Origin of the sequence: Salipaludibacillus daqingensis, from assembly GCF_029891575.1 — a bacterium.
Classification (GTDB): Bacteria; Bacillota; Bacilli; order Bacillales; family Salisediminibacteriaceae; genus Salipaludibacillus; species Salipaludibacillus daqingensis.
This window is the reverse complement of the sequence record NZ_JARZHF010000009.1, coordinates 198,259-216,147: the sequence shown is the minus strand read 5'-3', so window position 1 is coordinate 216,147 and position 17,889 is coordinate 198,259. Positions and strand designations below refer to the sequence as shown.

At 37.5% G+C, this 17,889-nt stretch carries 20 protein-coding genes; 9 read left to right on the top strand and 11 right to left on the bottom strand.

The window, feature by feature from the left end:
- Window positions 1-349: 349 nt before the first annotated feature.
- Window positions 350-550, bottom strand: a complete 201-nt coding sequence (locus QDN89_RS22010; RefSeq protein ID WP_425335420.1) for a hypothetical protein — start codon at window positions 548-550, stop codon at window positions 350-352.
- A 183-nt stretch (window positions 551-733) separates the two neighbouring features.
- Between QDN89_RS22010 and QDN89_RS17650 the strand changes: the two genes are divergently transcribed.
- Complete coding sequence (locus QDN89_RS17650) at window positions 734-1,342, top strand: DUF421 domain-containing protein (RefSeq protein ID WP_280771484.1); 609 nt, start codon at window positions 734-736, stop codon at window positions 1,340-1,342.
- Window positions 1,343-1,353: 11 nt separating this feature from the next.
- Window positions 1,354-2,649, top strand: coding sequence for a voltage-gated chloride channel family protein (locus QDN89_RS17645; protein ID WP_280771483.1), 1,296 nt, complete (start codon window positions 1,354-1,356; stop codon window positions 2,647-2,649).
- Between the two features lie 59 nt (window positions 2,650-2,708).
- Here the strand turns inward: QDN89_RS17645 and QDN89_RS17640 are convergent, their stop codons facing one another.
- From QDN89_RS17640 to chrA, 3 genes are all read right to left on the bottom strand, one after another.
- On the bottom strand, window positions 2,709-3,011 hold the full coding sequence (locus tag QDN89_RS17640) for a hypothetical protein (protein WP_280771482.1): 303 nt from the start codon (window positions 3,009-3,011) through the stop codon (window positions 2,709-2,711).
- A 133-nt stretch (window positions 3,012-3,144) separates the two neighbouring features.
- On the bottom strand, window positions 3,145-3,744 hold the full coding sequence (locus QDN89_RS17635; protein WP_280771481.1) for a hypothetical protein: 600 nt from the start codon (window positions 3,742-3,744) through the stop codon (window positions 3,145-3,147).
- Between the two features lie 146 nt (window positions 3,745-3,890).
- Window positions 3,891-5,087 carry a chromate efflux transporter gene (gene chrA / locus QDN89_RS17630; RefSeq protein WP_280771480.1) on the bottom strand — a complete coding sequence of 399 codons (1,197 nt, stop codon included), beginning with the start codon at window positions 5,085-5,087 and terminating at the stop codon, window positions 3,891-3,893.
- 242 nt (window positions 5,088-5,329) lie between these two features.
- On the opposite strand from chrA, the gene QDN89_RS17625 reads away from it, so the two are divergent.
- From QDN89_RS17625 to QDN89_RS17615, 3 genes are all read left to right on the top strand, one after another.
- A complete protein-coding gene (locus QDN89_RS17625; RefSeq protein ID WP_280771479.1) occupies window positions 5,330-6,466 on the top strand; it encodes a cysteine desulfurase family protein in 1,137 nt (378 codons plus the stop codon).
- 110 nt (window positions 6,467-6,576) lie between these two features.
- Entirely contained in the window at window positions 6,577-6,963 is a 387-nt protein-coding gene (locus QDN89_RS17620; RefSeq protein ID WP_280771478.1) for a rhodanese-like domain-containing protein, read from the top strand.
- Window positions 6,964-7,018: 55 nt separating this feature from the next.
- Window positions 7,019-7,279, top strand: a complete 261-nt coding sequence (locus tag QDN89_RS17615; protein WP_280771477.1) for a metal-sensitive transcriptional regulator — start codon at window positions 7,019-7,021, stop codon at window positions 7,277-7,279.
- A 343-nt stretch (window positions 7,280-7,622) separates the two neighbouring features.
- Here the strand turns inward: QDN89_RS17615 and QDN89_RS17610 are convergent, their stop codons facing one another.
- The 5 genes from QDN89_RS17610 to QDN89_RS17590 are packed head-to-tail and all read right to left on the bottom strand — an operon-like array spanning window position 7,623 to window position 11,460.
- A complete protein-coding gene (locus QDN89_RS17610; protein ID WP_280771476.1) occupies window positions 7,623-8,702 on the bottom strand; it encodes a sensor histidine kinase in 1,080 nt (359 codons plus the stop codon).
- Entirely contained in the window at window positions 8,692-9,372 is a 681-nt protein-coding gene (locus QDN89_RS17605) for a response regulator transcription factor (protein WP_280771475.1), read from the bottom strand. The genes QDN89_RS17610 and QDN89_RS17605 overlap by 11 nt, the downstream gene beginning before the upstream one ends.
- A gap of 35 nt (window positions 9,373-9,407) precedes the next feature.
- A complete protein-coding gene (locus tag QDN89_RS17600; protein WP_280771474.1) occupies window positions 9,408-9,998 on the bottom strand; it encodes a redoxin domain-containing protein in 591 nt (196 codons plus the stop codon).
- Window positions 9,999-10,021: 23 nt separating this feature from the next.
- The gene (locus QDN89_RS17595; protein WP_280771473.1) at window positions 10,022-10,765 is read right to left on the bottom strand and encodes a cytochrome c biogenesis CcdA family protein; all 744 of its coding nucleotides are present in this window, start codon (window positions 10,763-10,765) and stop codon (window positions 10,022-10,024) included.
- The gene (locus tag QDN89_RS17590; RefSeq protein WP_280771472.1) at window positions 10,753-11,460 is read right to left on the bottom strand and encodes a hypothetical protein; all 708 of its coding nucleotides are present in this window, start codon (window positions 11,458-11,460) and stop codon (window positions 10,753-10,755) included. Before QDN89_RS17590 ends, QDN89_RS17595 begins: the two co-directional genes overlap by 13 nt.
- An 85-nt stretch (window positions 11,461-11,545) precedes the next feature.
- On the opposite strand from QDN89_RS17590, the gene QDN89_RS21965 reads away from it, so the two are divergent.
- Together QDN89_RS21965 and QDN89_RS17585 are read left to right on the top strand one after the other, a co-directional pair.
- Window positions 11,546-11,683, top strand: coding sequence for a hypothetical protein (locus QDN89_RS21965; protein WP_342394389.1), 138 nt, complete (start codon window positions 11,546-11,548; stop codon window positions 11,681-11,683).
- A gap of 9 nt (window positions 11,684-11,692) precedes the next feature.
- Window positions 11,693-12,013: a helix-hairpin-helix domain-containing protein gene (locus tag QDN89_RS17585; RefSeq protein WP_342394388.1), complete on the top strand. Its 321-nt coding sequence runs from the start codon at window positions 11,693-11,695 to the stop codon at window positions 12,011-12,013.
- Here QDN89_RS17585 and QDN89_RS17580 read toward each other — a convergent pair.
- On the bottom strand, window positions 12,010-13,338 hold the full coding sequence (locus tag QDN89_RS17580) for a DUF2254 domain-containing protein (RefSeq protein ID WP_280771471.1): 1,329 nt from the start codon (window positions 13,336-13,338) through the stop codon (window positions 12,010-12,012). The genes QDN89_RS17585 and QDN89_RS17580 overlap by 4 nt on opposite strands.
- Before the next feature lie 189 nt (window positions 13,339-13,527).
- On the opposite strand from QDN89_RS17580, the gene QDN89_RS17575 reads away from it, so the two are divergent.
- Both QDN89_RS17575 and QDN89_RS17570 read left to right on the top strand, forming a co-directional pair.
- Window positions 13,528-14,187 (top strand): pentapeptide repeat-containing protein, encoded by a 660-nt coding sequence (locus QDN89_RS17575; protein WP_280771470.1) that lies wholly within the window; start codon window positions 13,528-13,530, stop codon window positions 14,185-14,187.
- Between the two features lie 164 nt (window positions 14,188-14,351).
- Window positions 14,352-15,581: an MFS transporter gene (locus QDN89_RS17570; protein WP_280771469.1), complete on the top strand. Its 1,230-nt coding sequence runs from the start codon at window positions 14,352-14,354 to the stop codon at window positions 15,579-15,581.
- 47 nt (window positions 15,582-15,628) lie between these two features.
- Here QDN89_RS17570 and QDN89_RS17565 read toward each other — a convergent pair whose 3' ends face one another.
- Entirely contained in the window at window positions 15,629-17,116 is a 1,488-nt protein-coding gene (locus QDN89_RS17565) for a potassium/proton antiporter (RefSeq protein WP_280771468.1), read from the bottom strand.
- Window positions 17,117-17,889: the final 773 nt, after the last annotated feature.

Sequence of the window (17,889 nt, the reverse complement as noted above, 5' to 3'; positions counted from 1 at the left end):
AGATTTTAAATGACTTTTATACAGTCGTAGTGTTTCTTATCAAATACTTCAAATCCGTAAGGTGCTTCTGTTAAAGGAAGTTTGTGTGTAATCATATCTTTTAGGGCGAATTCTTCATTTTAATTTTTGGGATAAAAGTCCGAAATGAAATGTATAACAGGAGCTTGCCCGATTTTATCGTAATATTTCTAGAGAAAAAGTCTCCGAGAGGAAACATGTTATACCTCGTCCCATAAACTCCAGTAATGCTAACGACCCCACCATTACAGACAACACTGATGACTAGCCATTTGCAAAGCACCCATCGAACCTCCTAGTAATTTTAATTCAGTTTCAACGATTTCAACTGCTATCTCCTTTTTAAACCCTCGTTAATCAGGACCAATCTCCTCGACATTTCCCATTGTTCATGACCAATAATATAATCTTTTGGAAAATTAGGCATCATGCCATGTACGAGGTGAAAGTCAGATGCACATATAAATGTGCTTGTTATTCTCACTAATATATTGTCGTTTTTCTTTATGATTGGATCGTCAACTTCTTTCATTTTTACACCTTCCATTCCTTAGTATGTGAATGCCCTCATTTATCAAATTCTTTTGCATTATCTCACTATTTTCATCTGCAAGGTTGATTTTATCGAGAGATTAATCTCTTGATGTAGTAAAGATGAATAATTATATGGAAAAAATCAACAATAGGAGAGACCTATAAAAAAGGAGTGATAACCTTGGATTTAAACTTCATTTGGAAAGCCGTTGTCATTGTTTTTGGTGGCGTTCTCATCTTAAGGCTCGCAGGAAGGAAGTCAATTTCTCAATTAACTGTTGCCCAAACAGTCATGATGATTGCGGTAGGTTCATTAATCATTCAACCGGTTGGAGATAGGAATATATGGATTACGATGTTGATTACGTTATTACTTGTATTATCTCTCGTAGCCATTGAATACATCGTATTAAAGTTTGACAGTTTGGAGCGCTTTTTTTATGGACAATCCATTATAGTCGTTGAAAACGGGAAATTACTAGAAAAAAATTTAAAAAAGTTACGGTTAACCGTCGATATGTTGGAGTTGAGATTGAGACAGGAGAGTATAGAAAACATCAGTGATATTCAATGGGCAACAATTGAATCCAATGGCAAATTAGGTTATATGTTAAAACCTGAAAAACAAAAGGCAACGAAAGAAGATATTCAGTTACTAAAAGAACTCATTCATGAGAATTTCCCTCGTTCAACATCACTACGAACAGATACGGAATCAGGATCGAATAACTTGTTTACAGAAGTGAAAAATAATCAACATGACGATCCCCCGCCAGAAAAGTTGAGATGAGGGAATTTAATATGAACAAAAAGTATAAAAATTTTCTGTCCGTATTACTAAGGTGGATTATTTTAGCAACGGTTATTGGAGCTGCTGTTGGTTCGTTCACATCTTTTCTGTTAAATATGAATGACTTTCTAGGTGATGGTATCCGGGATAACCATTCATGGATCATTTATTTTCTTCCGATAGGTGGAGTGGTCGTAGGGTATATGTATATGAAATTGGGTAAAGACACAATTGGAAATGATGCAGCGAAAGGTAATAATCTCATTATCGATGCGATTCATCACAAGGCGAATGTTCTAATAAGAATGGGACCCATTGTATATTTAGGTACGTTTATTACTGTTTTGTTCGGTGGTTCGACAGGAAGAGAAGGTGCCGCCATACAAATGGGAGGAAGTATCGCAGAAGCAGTGAATAAATACTTGAAGATGAACATCATGGACAAGAGAATCTTTCTAATGAGTGGAATAAGTGCAGGTTTTGGGGCAGCTTTCGGAACCCCTATTACGGGAGCAGTTTTTGGAATGGAGATGGTTTCGGTCGGCAAGTTGAAATACGAAGCATTTGTTGCTTGTATTACTGCTAGTTTTATAGGTCATTATATAGCGATAGCGGTATGGAATATTGAACATGAAACATTTATTATTAAATCTGTTCCAGATATAACAGTGATGTCGTTTGCGAAAGTCATGATTGCTTCGGTTATTTTTAGCCTATTAAGTGTTCTATATTGTCAATTAAGACACGGTATTCAGAATTTATCTGAGAAATACTTTAACAAAAATCATATGTTAAGAGCATTTATTGGCGGGACAGTCATTGTTCTATTTACGTTAATTATCGGTACTGAAGAGTATAATGGACGGAGTTTAGACATGTTAGAACAATCCTTTCAAGAAAGTGTCCCTCCCTTTGCCTTTTTTGCAAAACTTATATTTACTGCAGTGACGTTAGGCTCAGGGTTTGTTGGTGGAGAGGCAATTCCATTATTTTTCATGGGAGCGACGTTAGGAAATTCATTATCATCTTCATTAATGGATTTACCAATGTCTTTTCTTGCAGCTTTAGGTTTGGTTGCTACTTTTTGTGGAGGAGCAAATACTCCAATTGCGGCTTTTTTGCTTGGAATTGAAATGTTTGATGGGAAAGGGGTGGAGTTCTTTTTTGTCGCATGTTTTATTAGCTATATCTGTTCTGGTCACCATGGCCTGTGGCCTTCCCAAAAAATATATGAACCGAAAAGCAAATTGCATGATCTTGTAGATGGCGAGACGATTGATGAGGTGGAATCCAAAACGATTAAATAAGGGGTGGAGGCTGATCGGTCCATCTGGATAAAAAAATTTATAATGATGTTAAAAAAGTGTTAGGAAGGTCTATTCGGTGCATTTTTATAAGGATCTTCCGTCGTTTTACTTTTATCGTCATGTGTGGGATGTGCACCTGGGTGTTGTCTAGGTATATCTTGATGTAAATTACGGTTTTCATAAGTGAAATTACTATAATATTTTTGGCCAGCTTCCCAAGGGGAGCTTTTATTTTCAACCGGTTCCCTTGTTCGTCTTGGAGACCCATACGTACCGTCTGGAAATTCTTCATGTGTTAAAAAATTTCGTTCCGTTTCGACAGTTGAGAAATCTGTATAGTTTTGATCATCTTCTTTGCTCATTATAATACCCCCTTCATTTTTAATTAGTATGGAGGTCGTTCGCCACTTTTATGAATGACAAATTCCTGAAAAAAAGGAAACCGCTATAATAAACGGTCTCCTTCTGATGCTTTTCACCATGTGGACGTGAATGTTATTGCTGTTGTTGAGACTGTTGATTCTGATTTGATTGCCCTTGAGATTGTTGCTGTCCTTGAGACTGAGCAACTTGTTGATTAAGCTGATCTTGAGATTGGTTCATTTGATCAGTAATTTGATTCAACACACTAAAGGATTGTAAAGATTGCTCAACACTCTGCAACTGTTGAGAAGCTTGTTGAATGGATTGTTGTAATTGCTGAATAGTCTGTTGTTCCTCTTGTTGGGCTTGATTACTAAATTGTTGAAGCTGTTGAGCAAGTGTGTTCACGTGTTGCTGCGCTTGCCCATTATTGTTCCCTCCACTTTGTTGTTGAGCGGATTGAAGTTCTTTCATTGTCGCTTGAATCTCCTGTAACTGGCTTTTTAAAGGAGTTAATTCTTGAGCTATTTCAGCGTCAACAACATCTTCAATCAATTCTTCTTCTCTGTCCATGGCAAATTCCTCCTTGAAATGATCAACTGGGTGCTCGTTATTGTTGTCAAGTCGAACGGTTGCGGGTGTGGGACTTCGATCAACCGCACTCGTAAACCTGATGGCAATCCAAACGATCGCGACTAACAACAAAAAGCTAAAGAGTGGCGTGGCAAACATGCTGATGCACCCCCATATAAGCTGCAGCTACACTTTAGTAAATAGCGAAGCCGCAAAGCTTATTATGTTGATCTTCACAATATAATATACGGAGAAACGACTGACAATAATTAGTCTATTGATAAAACAGCATGGCTAAATTCTTTTTATAAATAGCTCAGAATAAAGCCAGCAACAGCTCCAGTTAAAACGACCATCCAAGGAGGTAATTTCCAAAAAGCTAACATCGTAAATAACGTTGCTGCCAAAACAAAATCAAAGGTTGTTTGAATGGAACTCGTCCAGATTGGATGATAGAGCGCAGCAATGAGTATACCAACAACAGCAGCATTTACTCCCATAAGTGCTGCTCTAGTAGTCGTGTTGCTTCTTAAAACATTCCAAAAAGGAAGTGTCCCTAACACAAGAAGAAATGCTGGGAGGAAAATGGCGACTGTAGCTAATAATCCACCTTGCCATCCATTGATAACTGTCCCTATGTACGTACCGAACGTAAACAAAGGACCAGGAACTGCCTGTGCTGCACCATATCCAGCAAGGAATTCCTCTTCGCTAATCCATCCTGTTGGGACAAACTCCCTCTCCAATAACGGAAGAACGACGTGACCACCACCAAAAACAAGAGAACCAGAACGGTAGAAACTGTCAAACATAGCAATCCAATTCACTGTCGTTATTTCGCGAAGGAGAGGCAAAAGAATGAGTAATCCGAAAAATAACGATAGCGAAACAACGGCCATTTGTTTTGATAATGGAAAAGCTTGTATCGTTACTTCTTCTTCTTCTTTAGTTGTCTTTTTGAACAGGAAAAAGCCGATAAGTGCAGCGACAAGAATAACGCCGACTTGTGTAAATGGCGTTTGCCATATTAACGTAAATATAACTGCAATCAATGCAATAGTTTTACGTTGAACATCGGGAGTTAATTTCTTGGCCATTCCTGCAATAGCGTGGGCAACCACTGCTACAGCAACGATTTTTAGCCCATTAATCCAACCAGTATCACCGACATCGACGTTCGTGAGAAGCATTGCAAACACAATTAAAGCAATGATTGATGGAAAAGTAAAACCTATAAAAGAAATAATGCCACCGATAATTCCGCCTCGCATCACCCCAATGCCAATCCCAACTTGACTGCTTGCTGGACCAGGGAGGAATTGACATAACGCAACTAGATCGGCATAGCTTTGTTCATCTAGCCACTTCCTCCTACGAACATATTCCTCATGAAAATATCCGAGATGAGCAATCGGCCCACCAAATGACGTCAAGCCAAGTCTTGTTGAAATCAAAAATATTTCCAACCATATTGCAATTCTAGATTTTGTATGATCAACCATAACTGCGCACCTACTTTTTTATCTTATAAATGTGACAGTAGCAGATGCTAGCGATTATAACAATCGATTTTATATAATATTTACAATAAGTTAACTTTAATGAATCGATTCCTTTTGCCTCGAAAAATTTGAAGGGATTTTTTTCAAATAAATAATGGCATCATTCTTTAGTCTAGGGATCATTTCGTATATCATGAAAGTATCGAGAATAAGAGTCGGATAAGGGAGAAAGGGTGATTGTCATGCAACAAATTTATTTGGATTATAACGCCAGTACCCCAATTGCCAAAGAAGTGCAAGAGGCCATGTTACCTTACTTACAAGAACATTATGGGAACCCTTCTGCCCTTCACTTTGCAGGAAGAATTGAAAAGAAAGCAGTAGAAAAAGCGAGAGAACAAGTAGCTTCTCTTCTTCATGCCACTACAGGAGAAATCATTTTTACTAGCGGGGGAAGTGAGTCTAACAATCATGTCATAAAAGGAGTATTCCAACGGTTTCGACACAAAGGAAATCATATTATTACGACAAAAGTAGAACACCCTGCAATATTATCGCCATGTAAATACTTAGAAGGACTTGGAGCAGAAGTGACCTATTTAGACGTGGACTCTCAAGGGAAAGTGGACGTAACAGACGTTGAAAAAGCGATAAAAGATAATACGATTCTCATCTCTGTGATGCATTCAAATAATGAAGTAGGTACGATCCAACCAATTCCAGAGATTGGCCTTATAGCACAGAAACACGGTGTTTATTTTCATACAGATGCTTCTCAATCGACAGGGAAAGTTCCTTTAAATGTGAATGAACTTCACGTCGATTTTTTAACAATTGCAGGTCATAAAGCTTATGCGCCTAAAGGTGTAGGGGCATTGTTTATAAGAGAAGGCATCGATATCGAACCATTGATTCATGGAGCAGGACATGAGAATGGAAGGCGTGCAGGTACAGAAAACGTCCTCTTACTAGTTGGTTTAGGAAAAGCATGTGAATTAGCGCAAGGTTTACAAGGGGTTTCTGAAATGAAGACGTTACGAGACGATTTGTGGACACAGCTACAGGATGTTTTTAAGGACGATGTAACGTTAAATGGACACCTTGAAGACCGGTTACCTAATACACTGAATGTAAACTTCTTACACCATATTGGCCAAGATATATTAGATAAACTCCCACAAATTGCAGCGTCAACAGGTTCCGCTTGCCATTCAGGAGAAGTGAAACTATCTCCCGTTTTAAAAGCAATGAATGTAAAGGAATCGGAAGGAAAAGGTGCGGTCCGATTCAGCTTAGGTAGAAACACAACGAAAGCGGAAATTGACGAAACGGTTGTATTATTATCTGAAACGTTGTTAATAAAAGAAAAAAATATCTAGACAACTTCTATTGACATTATACCTAAAGGGGTATAATATAAAAGTATTCCTTTATACCTCGTTGGGTATAAAGGGTGTCAGAAATGATAATACTTTAGAGGTGAATAGATATGAGTTGGGTTTTATTAGCGTTTGCAATCATTGCCGTAGTTATTTTAGTGAAAAAAATGAGGCCAGTATCAGGTGTTGAACAAATAAGCACAACTGAATTGAAAGACAAAATGATACAAGATAAGAACGCCCATTACTTAGATGTAAGGGAACCAAATGAATTCACATCAGGACATGTAAAAGGAATGAAAAATGTCCCAATGAGCCAACTGTCTTCTCAAATAGAGAAATTGTCTCAAGAGAAAGAAATGGTGCTTATGTGTCGCAGTGGTAGTCGTAGCGTCATGGCTGCTAATAAGTTGAAAAAAGCTGGATTTGATCGCGTAACAAATGTCAGAGGTGGAATGAATCAATGGGATGGCCCAGTGAAAACTGGTGCGAAGTAACTGGTGTGGCGTATTCACGAAGGTATGGAATAAGATGAACAAGGAGGTGTGAAGCATGGAATACTCTCCAAGCATGAGGAACAGAATGAAAAGGATAGAAGGGCAAGTTCGCGGTGTTCTTAAAATGATGGAAGAAGAGAAAGACTGTCAGTCTATTATTACTCAAATGTCCGCTATTCGATCTGCTGTTGATCGTGCAACAGGCTATGTTGTAGCAAAAAATTTGGAGGTCTGTCTTCGAAAGCAAGAAGGAACAGATGAAGAACGAGAAGAAACGATTGAAGAAGCTGTAAAAATGCTTGTAAGAAGTCGGTAATTCATAAAAAAGATGGCTAGCTGAAAAGCTTAAAACGAGTCAGGATAGGTGGTATTTTATCCTGGCTCGTTTTTCGTGTGCATTCGAGATGTTGTTGTTCTGTTCTAGAAAAGTACTTGTATTATAACAAAGGCAAAGAAAGGTAAGCTTCCTTTCGGTAGGTGATTCGAGTAACGAAGGGCACTATACGGATGCTAAGCTGCCCGACGAGAGGAGACAAGGTTAGCGAAAGGCGCTATAACGAAATTATGCTACCTTAACCTGATGTTGCACTGATACCTTTGATAAAAGCAGCCACTACTAGCAGACTAGACTGTCCCTTGTTTTCAAAAAAACGTTTATATTATCCTCTACTATCGTTGAGGGGGATGTTTAATTTAAACGTATGAATATTATTTGTTGAAATCAAGTCCACTTTCCCTTGATGATGAGTGACCACGATATCTTTTACAATGGCTAAACCTAACCCTGTCCCACCTGTTTGTCGACTTCTAGATGAATCTACACGGTAGAAGCGCTCGAATAACCATCGTCTTTCCTCTTCTGGAATAGGAGGACCAGGACTTGTGACGAGAATAACGTAATCATCATTCTCTTTATAACCGACTAATTTAACTGGAGACGATCCATCATAATACCTAATGGCATTATCTAGAAGGTTTGTAACTGCTTGCTGTATGCCTTCTTTATTGAAGTAAACATTCATCGGTAAGATATCACTTTGAAATGGAATTCCTTCGTTTTCCATCTTTAAATGAAACATTGTTGTCACTTCATCTAGGACAGATTTAATATCTATCGAATTCTTTGCAAGCAAAGGAGAAGATTGTTCATTCCACGTCGCCATTTCTTGTAATTGATTAATCATGTCAATAAGTCTCTCGGACTCGTTGTGCAAGGAGTGAAACAATTGATGATCTCCTTGAATCATCCCGTCTCTCATTGCTTCTAGATAGCCATTAATATTTGATAAAGGTGTTCGTAATTCATGGGCCATGTCGGTTAACATCTTGTTTCTCGCCTCTTCATTTTGCTTGAGCCGATCATTGAGTTCATTCACATGTAGCGTCAATTGATCAATTTCACGAAAAGAATTCGTTGTCATTTTAGGTGGATAGTGTCCGGCTTTTAATTCATTAGCAGAATGAACTAATTGGTGAAGAGGTTTGATCATTTTTTTCGTGAAAAAATAATGGAATATTGCTGCTGCCGCAATAAAAATAGGCGTAATCCACCATAAGAAAACAGCAAGTTGTTCTTCAAATAGCGACTGATTTTCTGCCTGGACAGCAGGCATTTGATCAACGAGAAAGCAAGCGGTGGAATAGATTAAGTAACTACTTATAATAATCAGTAAAGAGACGATTCCTAAATGGACTGCGGTTAATTGAAAAAGCATCGATTTGCGCAAATTATGGAACAAACTGATACCCCATTCCTCTGACGGTGATGATCCGTTTCGGTTTAGAAGGAACATCCTCAATTTTCTCCCGTATTTTTTTGATGTGAGCATCAATCGTACGATCAAGAATGTTCGATTCATTAAATGGGTGAATTTTTTCCACTAATTGTTCCCGTGAAAAAACGACATTTGGATTCTCCATGAAATAAAAGAGCAGATCAAACTCATATTTTGTTAAAGGAATTTTTTTATCGTGCAAAAGTACCTCACCTTGGCGTGGTTTAATCAATAAACCATCATGGTTAATCTTTTGACAATATTGTCCGCCTCTTCTCATTACCGCTTCCACTCGGGCCATCAGTTCATTAGGGCTAAACGGTTTCGTAACATAATCATCCGCACCTATCTTCAACCCTTCAATCTTTTGGGTACTACTTATTTTTGCAGTAAGCATAATAATCGATACTTCATGTTTTTCATGTTGTCGAATCCATTGGCATATCTCTTCTCCACTTATTTTCGGTAACATTAAATCGAGGATGACAAGACATGGAGAATGCATCATAAACTGTCGCTTCGCTTCTTCCCCGTCAGTAGCGATAATCACGTCATAGTTATTTTTTTCAAGGTATATCTTAATTAAATCTCTGATCATTTTATCGTCTTCTACTACGAGAACAAGTTGTTTCATTATTATCATCCTTTTGAAAATATGTTCTTTTTATTTTAATCCATATTTTCGAATCGTTGTACCATCATTTCTTTATTGAGCGCACCTAAAGCAATACTCTGTACTCGTCCTTGCGAGTCAATCATATAGGAAGTTGGTACAGGTTGGATATCATAAACATCAGCAATTTCTACATCATGATCAAGCAAGATAGGGAAAGTGAGACCGAAATCGTCAGCAAAATCGTCTACTTGACCAACACTTGGCTCTGTTTCTGTTAAATTAATTGCTAATATTTCAATATCATCATGTTCTTCATACATTTCCTGCATATCGGGCATTTCTGCACGACATGGTGGGCACCAAGTAGCCCAGAAGTTAACCATTACTTTTTTTTCGCCCCGAAAATCAGAAAGAGAAACTTCTTCCCCTTCTAGATTTTCCAATGTGAAATCAGGTGCGTAGTCTCCCTCGCCTAAACCAATTTCATCTTCGGGGATAGGCGGAAGTTCTGAATTCTCATCTTCTAACTGATTTCCATCCTCATCTGTTGTAGCTGTATCTTGGGTCGTACTCCAATCTAATGTATCATAGAGAGTCCACCCAATCATACCAACAAAAACTACGATAACAATCCACTTTTTCATTACAATCACCCTTTCATCATAAATTATCCAAGGTTTTCAAACCAAGTCCCTTCAATTAATCGAAGGATATAAATAGAAATGTCATTAAGTTGACCGGTAAACAATAAGATCCCCATCAAAATCATCACAGCCCCACCGATTTTCATAATCCTTTCACTGTATTTAACGATCCACTTCGTGGAACCGATAAAAAACGTTAAGATGAAAAACGGCAAGGAGAAACCAATAATATATAACAACGTATAAAACAAACCTTGAGACGGATTACTCGCGGCCAACACTAAAATGGATGCAAAGATTGGCCCAATACATGGTGTCCAACCTGCAGCAAATCCCATTCCGACAAAAGTTGTCCCTGCATATCCAGCTGGTTTCTTGGTTAACGTGAAGCGTTTTGTTTTCATTAACCCATTCAATTGGATCACACCGGCGACGAATAACCCCATAAATACGATAAAAATTCCGGCTAATCGTTGAACAAGGTCACCTGAAGATCCGATCAATAAATCCTGCAAAAATCCTCCCATATAGGTAGCTCCGACGCCGAGAGCAAGGAAAATAGATGAGACTCCCAATAAAAAGAAAAACGTATGAATCATCAGTGGGCGCCTTACTTTTTGATCTTTATTCGATTCTAAATCTTTCACGCTCATCCCTGTAATGTATGATAAATAGGCAGGGAATAAAGGGAGTGTGCAAGGGGATATAAAAGATATAAACCCCGCTGCTAATGCTGCCCATATTGTAATTTGACTTATCTCTTCCATGAGATCACCTGCTTCTTTTGAATAGTAAGATGTATAATAAAGACGAGCGCTAAACTGACTGTCATAAATAGATAAATATGTTCAGGTAAGTAGATCGATAAGAAAGCGCTAGACGGTTGGAATAGACTTATGATCCACTTACCTAAAAACCATGCAGAAAAGATGAAGCTCGGTTCGTCCATCATGCCACTTGATTTTCTAAGTATAAAAAGGGCGAATAGACTCAGTCCCATCGTATAAAGGGAAATAGGATGGGCGGATAGAGGAAAATCTGACGTGATAGATATTCCCGACTGATTGACAGAAAAGGCATAGAAAAAATCAGTAACGATGATAACGATAAAACTAGCTAATAATGAGTCTTGTAATTTAATTCCCTTCTTAATGTGTTGAACGACCAAATAAATGAAACCAATTGTCAAACCAAGAATTAACTCTCGATGGCCGCTTGGATAACTGATCATTGGTATTGGGTCCCGTATAAACGTGGAGATATTCAATGGTATAGAACCTAAATAGAAAACAACGGCTGAGAGGATCATCGCATTTGAAGTGATATCTCTTAGAGAAGCATCTGTCTTATTTTTATAAGAAGAAATAAACCGTAAATACATAAATCCGACGATAAAAGATAAAAAGATTATGACGGTATTAACCGGAATCATCGCAGGTCCAACCATCCAAACGTCATTCATAGTAATCATCCTTTCACTTGATAGCCTAGCAAAGGTTTATGAAAATTTGATGAAAGGTTGAAATAAAAGAACGGAGGAGATAAAGATGGGGCTAGCAAAAAGTCCGACGCTGCCTTTAACGAGTAATGAGAAAGCATCTTTACGAAAGGCAAAAAAGAAGATGCGTGATATACATCAACTAGAAGTAATGGAACTAGCAGAAATGTTATCAGTTCCTTATTAACGAGCAAGGATGCTCCATGCACTCGCTACTTTTCAGAGAATTCCTTCCATCGGTGCTAAGATGGCTACGAATATGGTCGACAAACTTGGGATATATTCATTAGAAGAATTAAAAAACAAAAACGGTGCAGAATTGTTGAATGCATTAGAAAGGGAGCTCGGGTTCTGGATAGACCCTTGCGCGGAAGACCAAATTCGATGTATCGTCCACTATGCTATAAATCCTGAAAGTGATAAATATTGGTATGACTTTACAGAGGAGCGGAAATTGTATCGAACAAAATATGGGTATCCAGCGTCTAGACCGAAGAAAGCGTGGTATGACAATTAACTGAACGGTTTGAAACGTTTGTTATGGCCAGTAGCTGTTGCAAGAGAAACTAATTGTTCATTAAGATATTTTCTATCGAGAGAAAGAAGGGTTTCACGGTTAATTCCTTCAATGATGTACTCAGTTAATTCCCAAATGACTTCTTTTCTTCTTGTTGAATTATTATGAGCAATGATTGTTAACGATTTGGTGATGGCTAATAAAACAGAAATGTCTTTAAAACCGTGGTAAGTAATTTGATAAAAACATTTATATAGGTAATAACGAAAATCGGGTCTATCCCAAAGCACTCTTAAATTACGATTTTTGTCATGATGATAGGCTTTCGGTAAGTATTTTTTTCCTAATTTATCTAAGATTCGTCCTAAATTGTCAATACAATTAATTGCTGTATACGGATCGTTTATTCCAGGAGATAAGGAACGAAGAGCGATTTCAACTAGTTTCGTTAAGTCAAACTCAATATCATCGATGGGAGCCTTTTTTTTGCCAATAGATATGTATTTTTCGTAATGAATCTTAGAGTGTTGGTGGTTTAGTTTCCAGATAGATAAAAGCGTAGTTTCAAAATTAACATATTCACCCATTTGTCTTTCAACCCTTATGATAACGTCATCTTTAGCTGCTTGTTTAATAAGACCTTGAATGTTTATTTTTCTAATATAACCGGTTTTATGAGAAAAGATTTTATGGACAGGTTTGTTTTTAATTTCTTCTGATTCCCAATCTTCCCATGGTGCATCCTCATGCACTTCGTCTTCATTACTAAGTTGTTCATCAATTTTTTGCGTCGCACTTATACTAATATTGTGAATTAGGTTGCTTACTTGAATCCAGTTTGACGTATGATGGATAAAGAAAACGAAAACCATTAAACAAATGATCGCTAAAAAAACAGCTAAAGATGGAACAAAGAATAAAGATAATTGTTCTGTTGGTTTTAATAATAATAACAAAAGGATGGAATAGATAAATCCACCTACAAAAATCCCTAAAACCCTTTGTGTACTTGGGTTTGTAATGAAATTTTGCAACGTCCTTGGTGAAAACTCAGATAGAAACGTTGTTAACACAACAAGAATCGTAGAAAAAGTAATCGTTGTCATCGTCAGTAATGAAGCCGAAATAGAACTTAAAATGGTGCGAGCTAATTCTATATCTATAAATAGAATAGAAGGGATCATATTATAAATCTTTTGATGGCTTAAAATATATGGATCTATTGCTACACTCACGAATGACAATACGACGGCAATCAAGGCGTATATAGAAGGGATGGTCCAGAAACTTGAACGAATCTTTGATCGTAAAGTGGATGATAACATAGATAATTAAATCCTCCTAACATAGTAGACATATTTTATTAGGATTAGCGAAAAGTAAAGTATTATGCTTAATAGTACCTTTTGGAATAAAGGTCTGTGCTGGAATCAACTGTACATTCATAATGAAAATCGGCGCTGTATTTTCACAGTTTAGACTGACTTATTTATTTAAAGTAGGGAGTTATGATAATGACGAAAAAATCAAAATCAAAATCAAAAATAGAAAAGCCTCGCATAAATGATGGCTTACTAAGTATGGATCTACAAGAAATAATCAATGATGAAGAGGAGTATTCATCGGGGGAAGTGAATGATCTTCACTTTCGACCTCACTCAGCGGATAAAATTCGCTTTGATCAAATGGTTTTTCGACACGTATCATTTGAAAATGTACAATTCCGTAATGTAGAATTTACTGACGTGATTTTTGAAAAATGTAACTTATCGAATGTTGATTTCAGTGATGCGATCATTCATCGTGTGGAAGTGAACCAGTCAAAATTGACTGGCGGAAATCTTTCGGGGGCTACGTTGCGAAATGTAAGCTTCCATAACTGTGTCGCTAACTATAGTACGTTTGGATTTTCAGACAGTAAGCAAGTAGCTTTTAAAGAAACATCGCTCATTGAAACAGACTTTTACGAATCAACGTTCAAAAACGTCGCATTTAAGTCTTGTCGTATGGATGGATGTAACTTTGCAGAAACAAGTTTGGATGGAATTGATTTGAGCAGTTCTTCGTTTGATAGTCTAATTGTTTCTTTGGATAAGCTGACTGGCTGCACGGTGACATCAGAACAAGCGATAGGGCTATCGAAGATTTTAGGATTAAACATTAAGGACGAATGATAAGTTGGATAACTGCCCGCTTAATTGATAAAGAGGAGATTCAACAAAGTTCTCCAGTATGAAGGTAAGCTTTCATCTGTGCTAAAATAAATATCATCTATGAAAGTCAGACTCCTTCATATTTGGGCAGTCTGGCCTTTTTTGTCTGAAGAGGAGAGGGAAGTATGAGCGAAGAAATTATTCCATCAAAGTCATTATATAAAAATAGATCGTTCATGCTTGTGTGGATGTCAGGCTTAACGATCATGCTTGGTTTCTCTATGTTCTTTTTGTCCGTTTCTTGGTATATCGTTGACGTATTGAATCGTCCTGCTGTTTTGGGAGCAGTTCTAATGTCCGTGTCCATTCCGCGGGTGATCATGATGATCTATGGAGGGATATTGGCAGACAAAATACGCAAATCGTTCATTATGTTTGTGACAAACTTTTTGCAAGGGTTAGTGATGGTCGCAATGATCATCTTATTTTTGAATGATTGGCTTCAAGTGACATCACTCATTATTATTGCTCTCGTGTTTGGGTTTCTAGATGCTTTCTTCTTTCCAGCTGTTTCGTCCATGATTCCAATTATCGTAAGAGATGAACAGTTGCAGCGGGCAAACTCTCTATTTCAAGGGTCAACAGAAATGATGTTTATCATCGGACCTCTTGTGGCAGGATTTTTATTAACGATTGGAGACTTCACACTAACGTTTTCGGCTGCTGCGGTGTTGATATTTATATCGACGATCCTTGTATACCCGCCGTTTATCCGTGATCCAAAGCCAGCAAAACGGGAAGGAAGTCCATCGGCATATGACGATTTAAAAGAAGGGCTTAATTACGTAAAACAATCTCCTGTTCATCGCACGGGGACTCTCTCGATCGTCATCATAAACTTATTTATGATTGGTCCTTTAATAATTAGTTTTCCGATTCTTGTAGAAGCATTAGGGGGAGCACCGTTTGAGCTAAGTTTACTAGAAGCTGGATTGTCGATGGGGACATTTCTAGCAAGTGTCATCATTGTTGTATGGAATATGAAAAAACGAAGAGGAAGACTCATCTTTGGGTCGCTTTTACTCAGTTTTGTTTTTTTTATTGTGTTCAGCCAAGTAGAATCACTTCTGTTTCTCGTTTTGTTAGCGGGACTTTCAGGATTTATGGCGATGTTTGTTTATTTACCAACGGTAACCATTGTCCAGGAAAGAACAGATAAAGATAAACTAGGGCGAGTGATGAGTATTATCACACTTGCGGCAAGTGGATTTGAACCAATTGCCTTTGGGCTCATTTCATTTCTCGTTGCAGCAGCTTTGCCGATCCAGACGATCTTGACGATATGGGGAAGTGCGGGGCTTCTTTTCAGCTGTTTACTCGTTATATTTAGCTCATACTTCCGCAAATTAGATTAATAAAAAGAGAACCTCCGTTTACATTAATTATGTGAACGGAGGTTTTATTAGGATTTTTCGTTTTGTTTTTTAGCTTCTAGCACTTTTTTCAAATCTTCCTTGAATCTAGTGGCAACAAGAATATATAGGAAGTCACCTTCTTTAATCTCTGTTTCTCCGTAAGGAGTGATGAGGTTTTCATTTCTAACGATGGCGCTAATATTCGCTTTTTGAGGGAAGGAAATTTCATGCAATTTCTTTCCGACAATAGCAGATTGTTCATTTGTTTTAAATTGAACCATTTCTGCGTTTGCTTTTCCCATGGAAATAAGCTCCATTGAGTGATGAGGCGTATCTTTAATTGGACCCGTTAAGTTCAATTTTTTTGCGATAAAAGAAATGGTTGACCCTTGAATCAGCGTTGATGTTAAAACAATAAAGAAAACGACGTTAAAGAATAGTTGAGCATTATCTAATCCTGCGACAATCGGAAACGTAGCGAGGACGATAGGAACGGCTCCTCGTAATCCTGCCCAAGATAGAAAGGCTTTCTCCTTTACAGTGTATTTCATACCGAGCGTTGAGAGAAAAACGGCAGCAGGACGGGCAACGAGAATTAAAATGAAGGATAGTAATAATCCTTTTAACATAACGTCTAATGTGAATACTTGTGAAGGGAAAACAAGCAAACCTAAGATAATAAACATGAGAATTTGTGACATCCAAGCAAATCCTTCATTAAATTGAAAAATTGAATATCGAAACGTAAGCTCGGAATTACCTACAACAAGGGCGGCTACATAAACTGCAAGAAATCCGCTTGCTTCCAAAAAGGTAGCGACACTAAAGGTTAATAATGCAAACGCCACAGAAAAAAGTGGATAAAGACCACTGGAATCTAAATGGATACGATTGATAGATTCCGACGCCAATTTTCCGAAAAGTAATCCAATCAGCAATCCTACAGCCATTTGCCAGAAAAATGCAGGGATAAGGGACCAAAGGTTTGTTTCTGGTAATAGGATAAGTTCTATGAATGAGAGGGTCAAAAAGACAGCCATCGGATCGTTCGCTCCCGATTCGGCTTCTAAAATCGCTCCCATTCTTGCTTTAATATTCCGTTCCTTTAATGTTGCGAAAACGGCTGCTGCGTCAGTGGACCCGACGATCGCTCCAAATAAAAGGGCTTCTGTAACCGTGACATCAAAAATATAATATGCTGCTCCGCCAACAATGGCTGATGTAAGGAAAACACCTAAAGTTGCTAGGGATAATGAAGGTAAAGCTACCGAACGAACGGTTGACCACTTTGTTTGCAGTCCCCCTTCAAATAGAATAATGATAAGTGCGAAAATACCAATGGTTTGGGCTAGCTGTGGGTTGTTGAAATGTACAAAGCCAAACCCGTCACTGCCGATGATCATTCCTACAAGAATAAACATTACAAGGGATGGGACACCTAATCGAGTAGAGAATTTCGCAGCTAATACACCTGCAATAAGAATGAATGCACCGAGAAACACCAATGCATTTGTTTCAATCGAGTCTAAAAACATGAATTTCCCCCTTGAACGTTATAAATTTACATCTAATTTTAGTAGGTGATGACGATCGATGCCTATATACTTCAATGTTTCTGATGGACTAGAGTGGTGGAGTCGTTGTTGTATAAGTGAAACAGAAATGCCTTTCGTATACGCATGATAACCGAATGTTTTGCGAATGTATGAGTGCCAATATTTTCGGACAAACCGACTTTTCTAGCCGTGTCATGAATAATCCGATAGGCTTGTTGACGCGTGATCGGTTCTATTGATTTATTAGATTTGAATACATAGTCGTTCATTGTGTAGATGGTTGATAGAGTATGTTCATTAAACGCTTGTTTAATTTGGTTATTCAAGAATATGTCGTTATGATTAATGGTAATATGTGAGTAAAGTTGATGGTGTTCATCTAAAAATATCATGAAATTTTAAAGGAAGAATTTCACTGATACGAATTCCGGTATTAATCCCAAAAACAAATAATAAAAAATCTCGAGTAGACTTCTTTTTTAATATTTTTTTCATTGAGTCGATTTTCTCTAAATCTATTATAGGAATAACATACTCCATTACCTCATTCCTTTCCTTAAAAATGTATCATAAGGTTGTGTAACATTAAATCAATAAGGATTGGGATAGAGTAGGGTATATTAGTATCGATTCCAAATATTCCATTAATAACGATACGTCTTCACACAATTTTCATATTTTCTCGGTATTATTAAACAAGCTCATTATGTTGTAAAAGGATATAATTATAATCTATGATAGAATTTGAAATG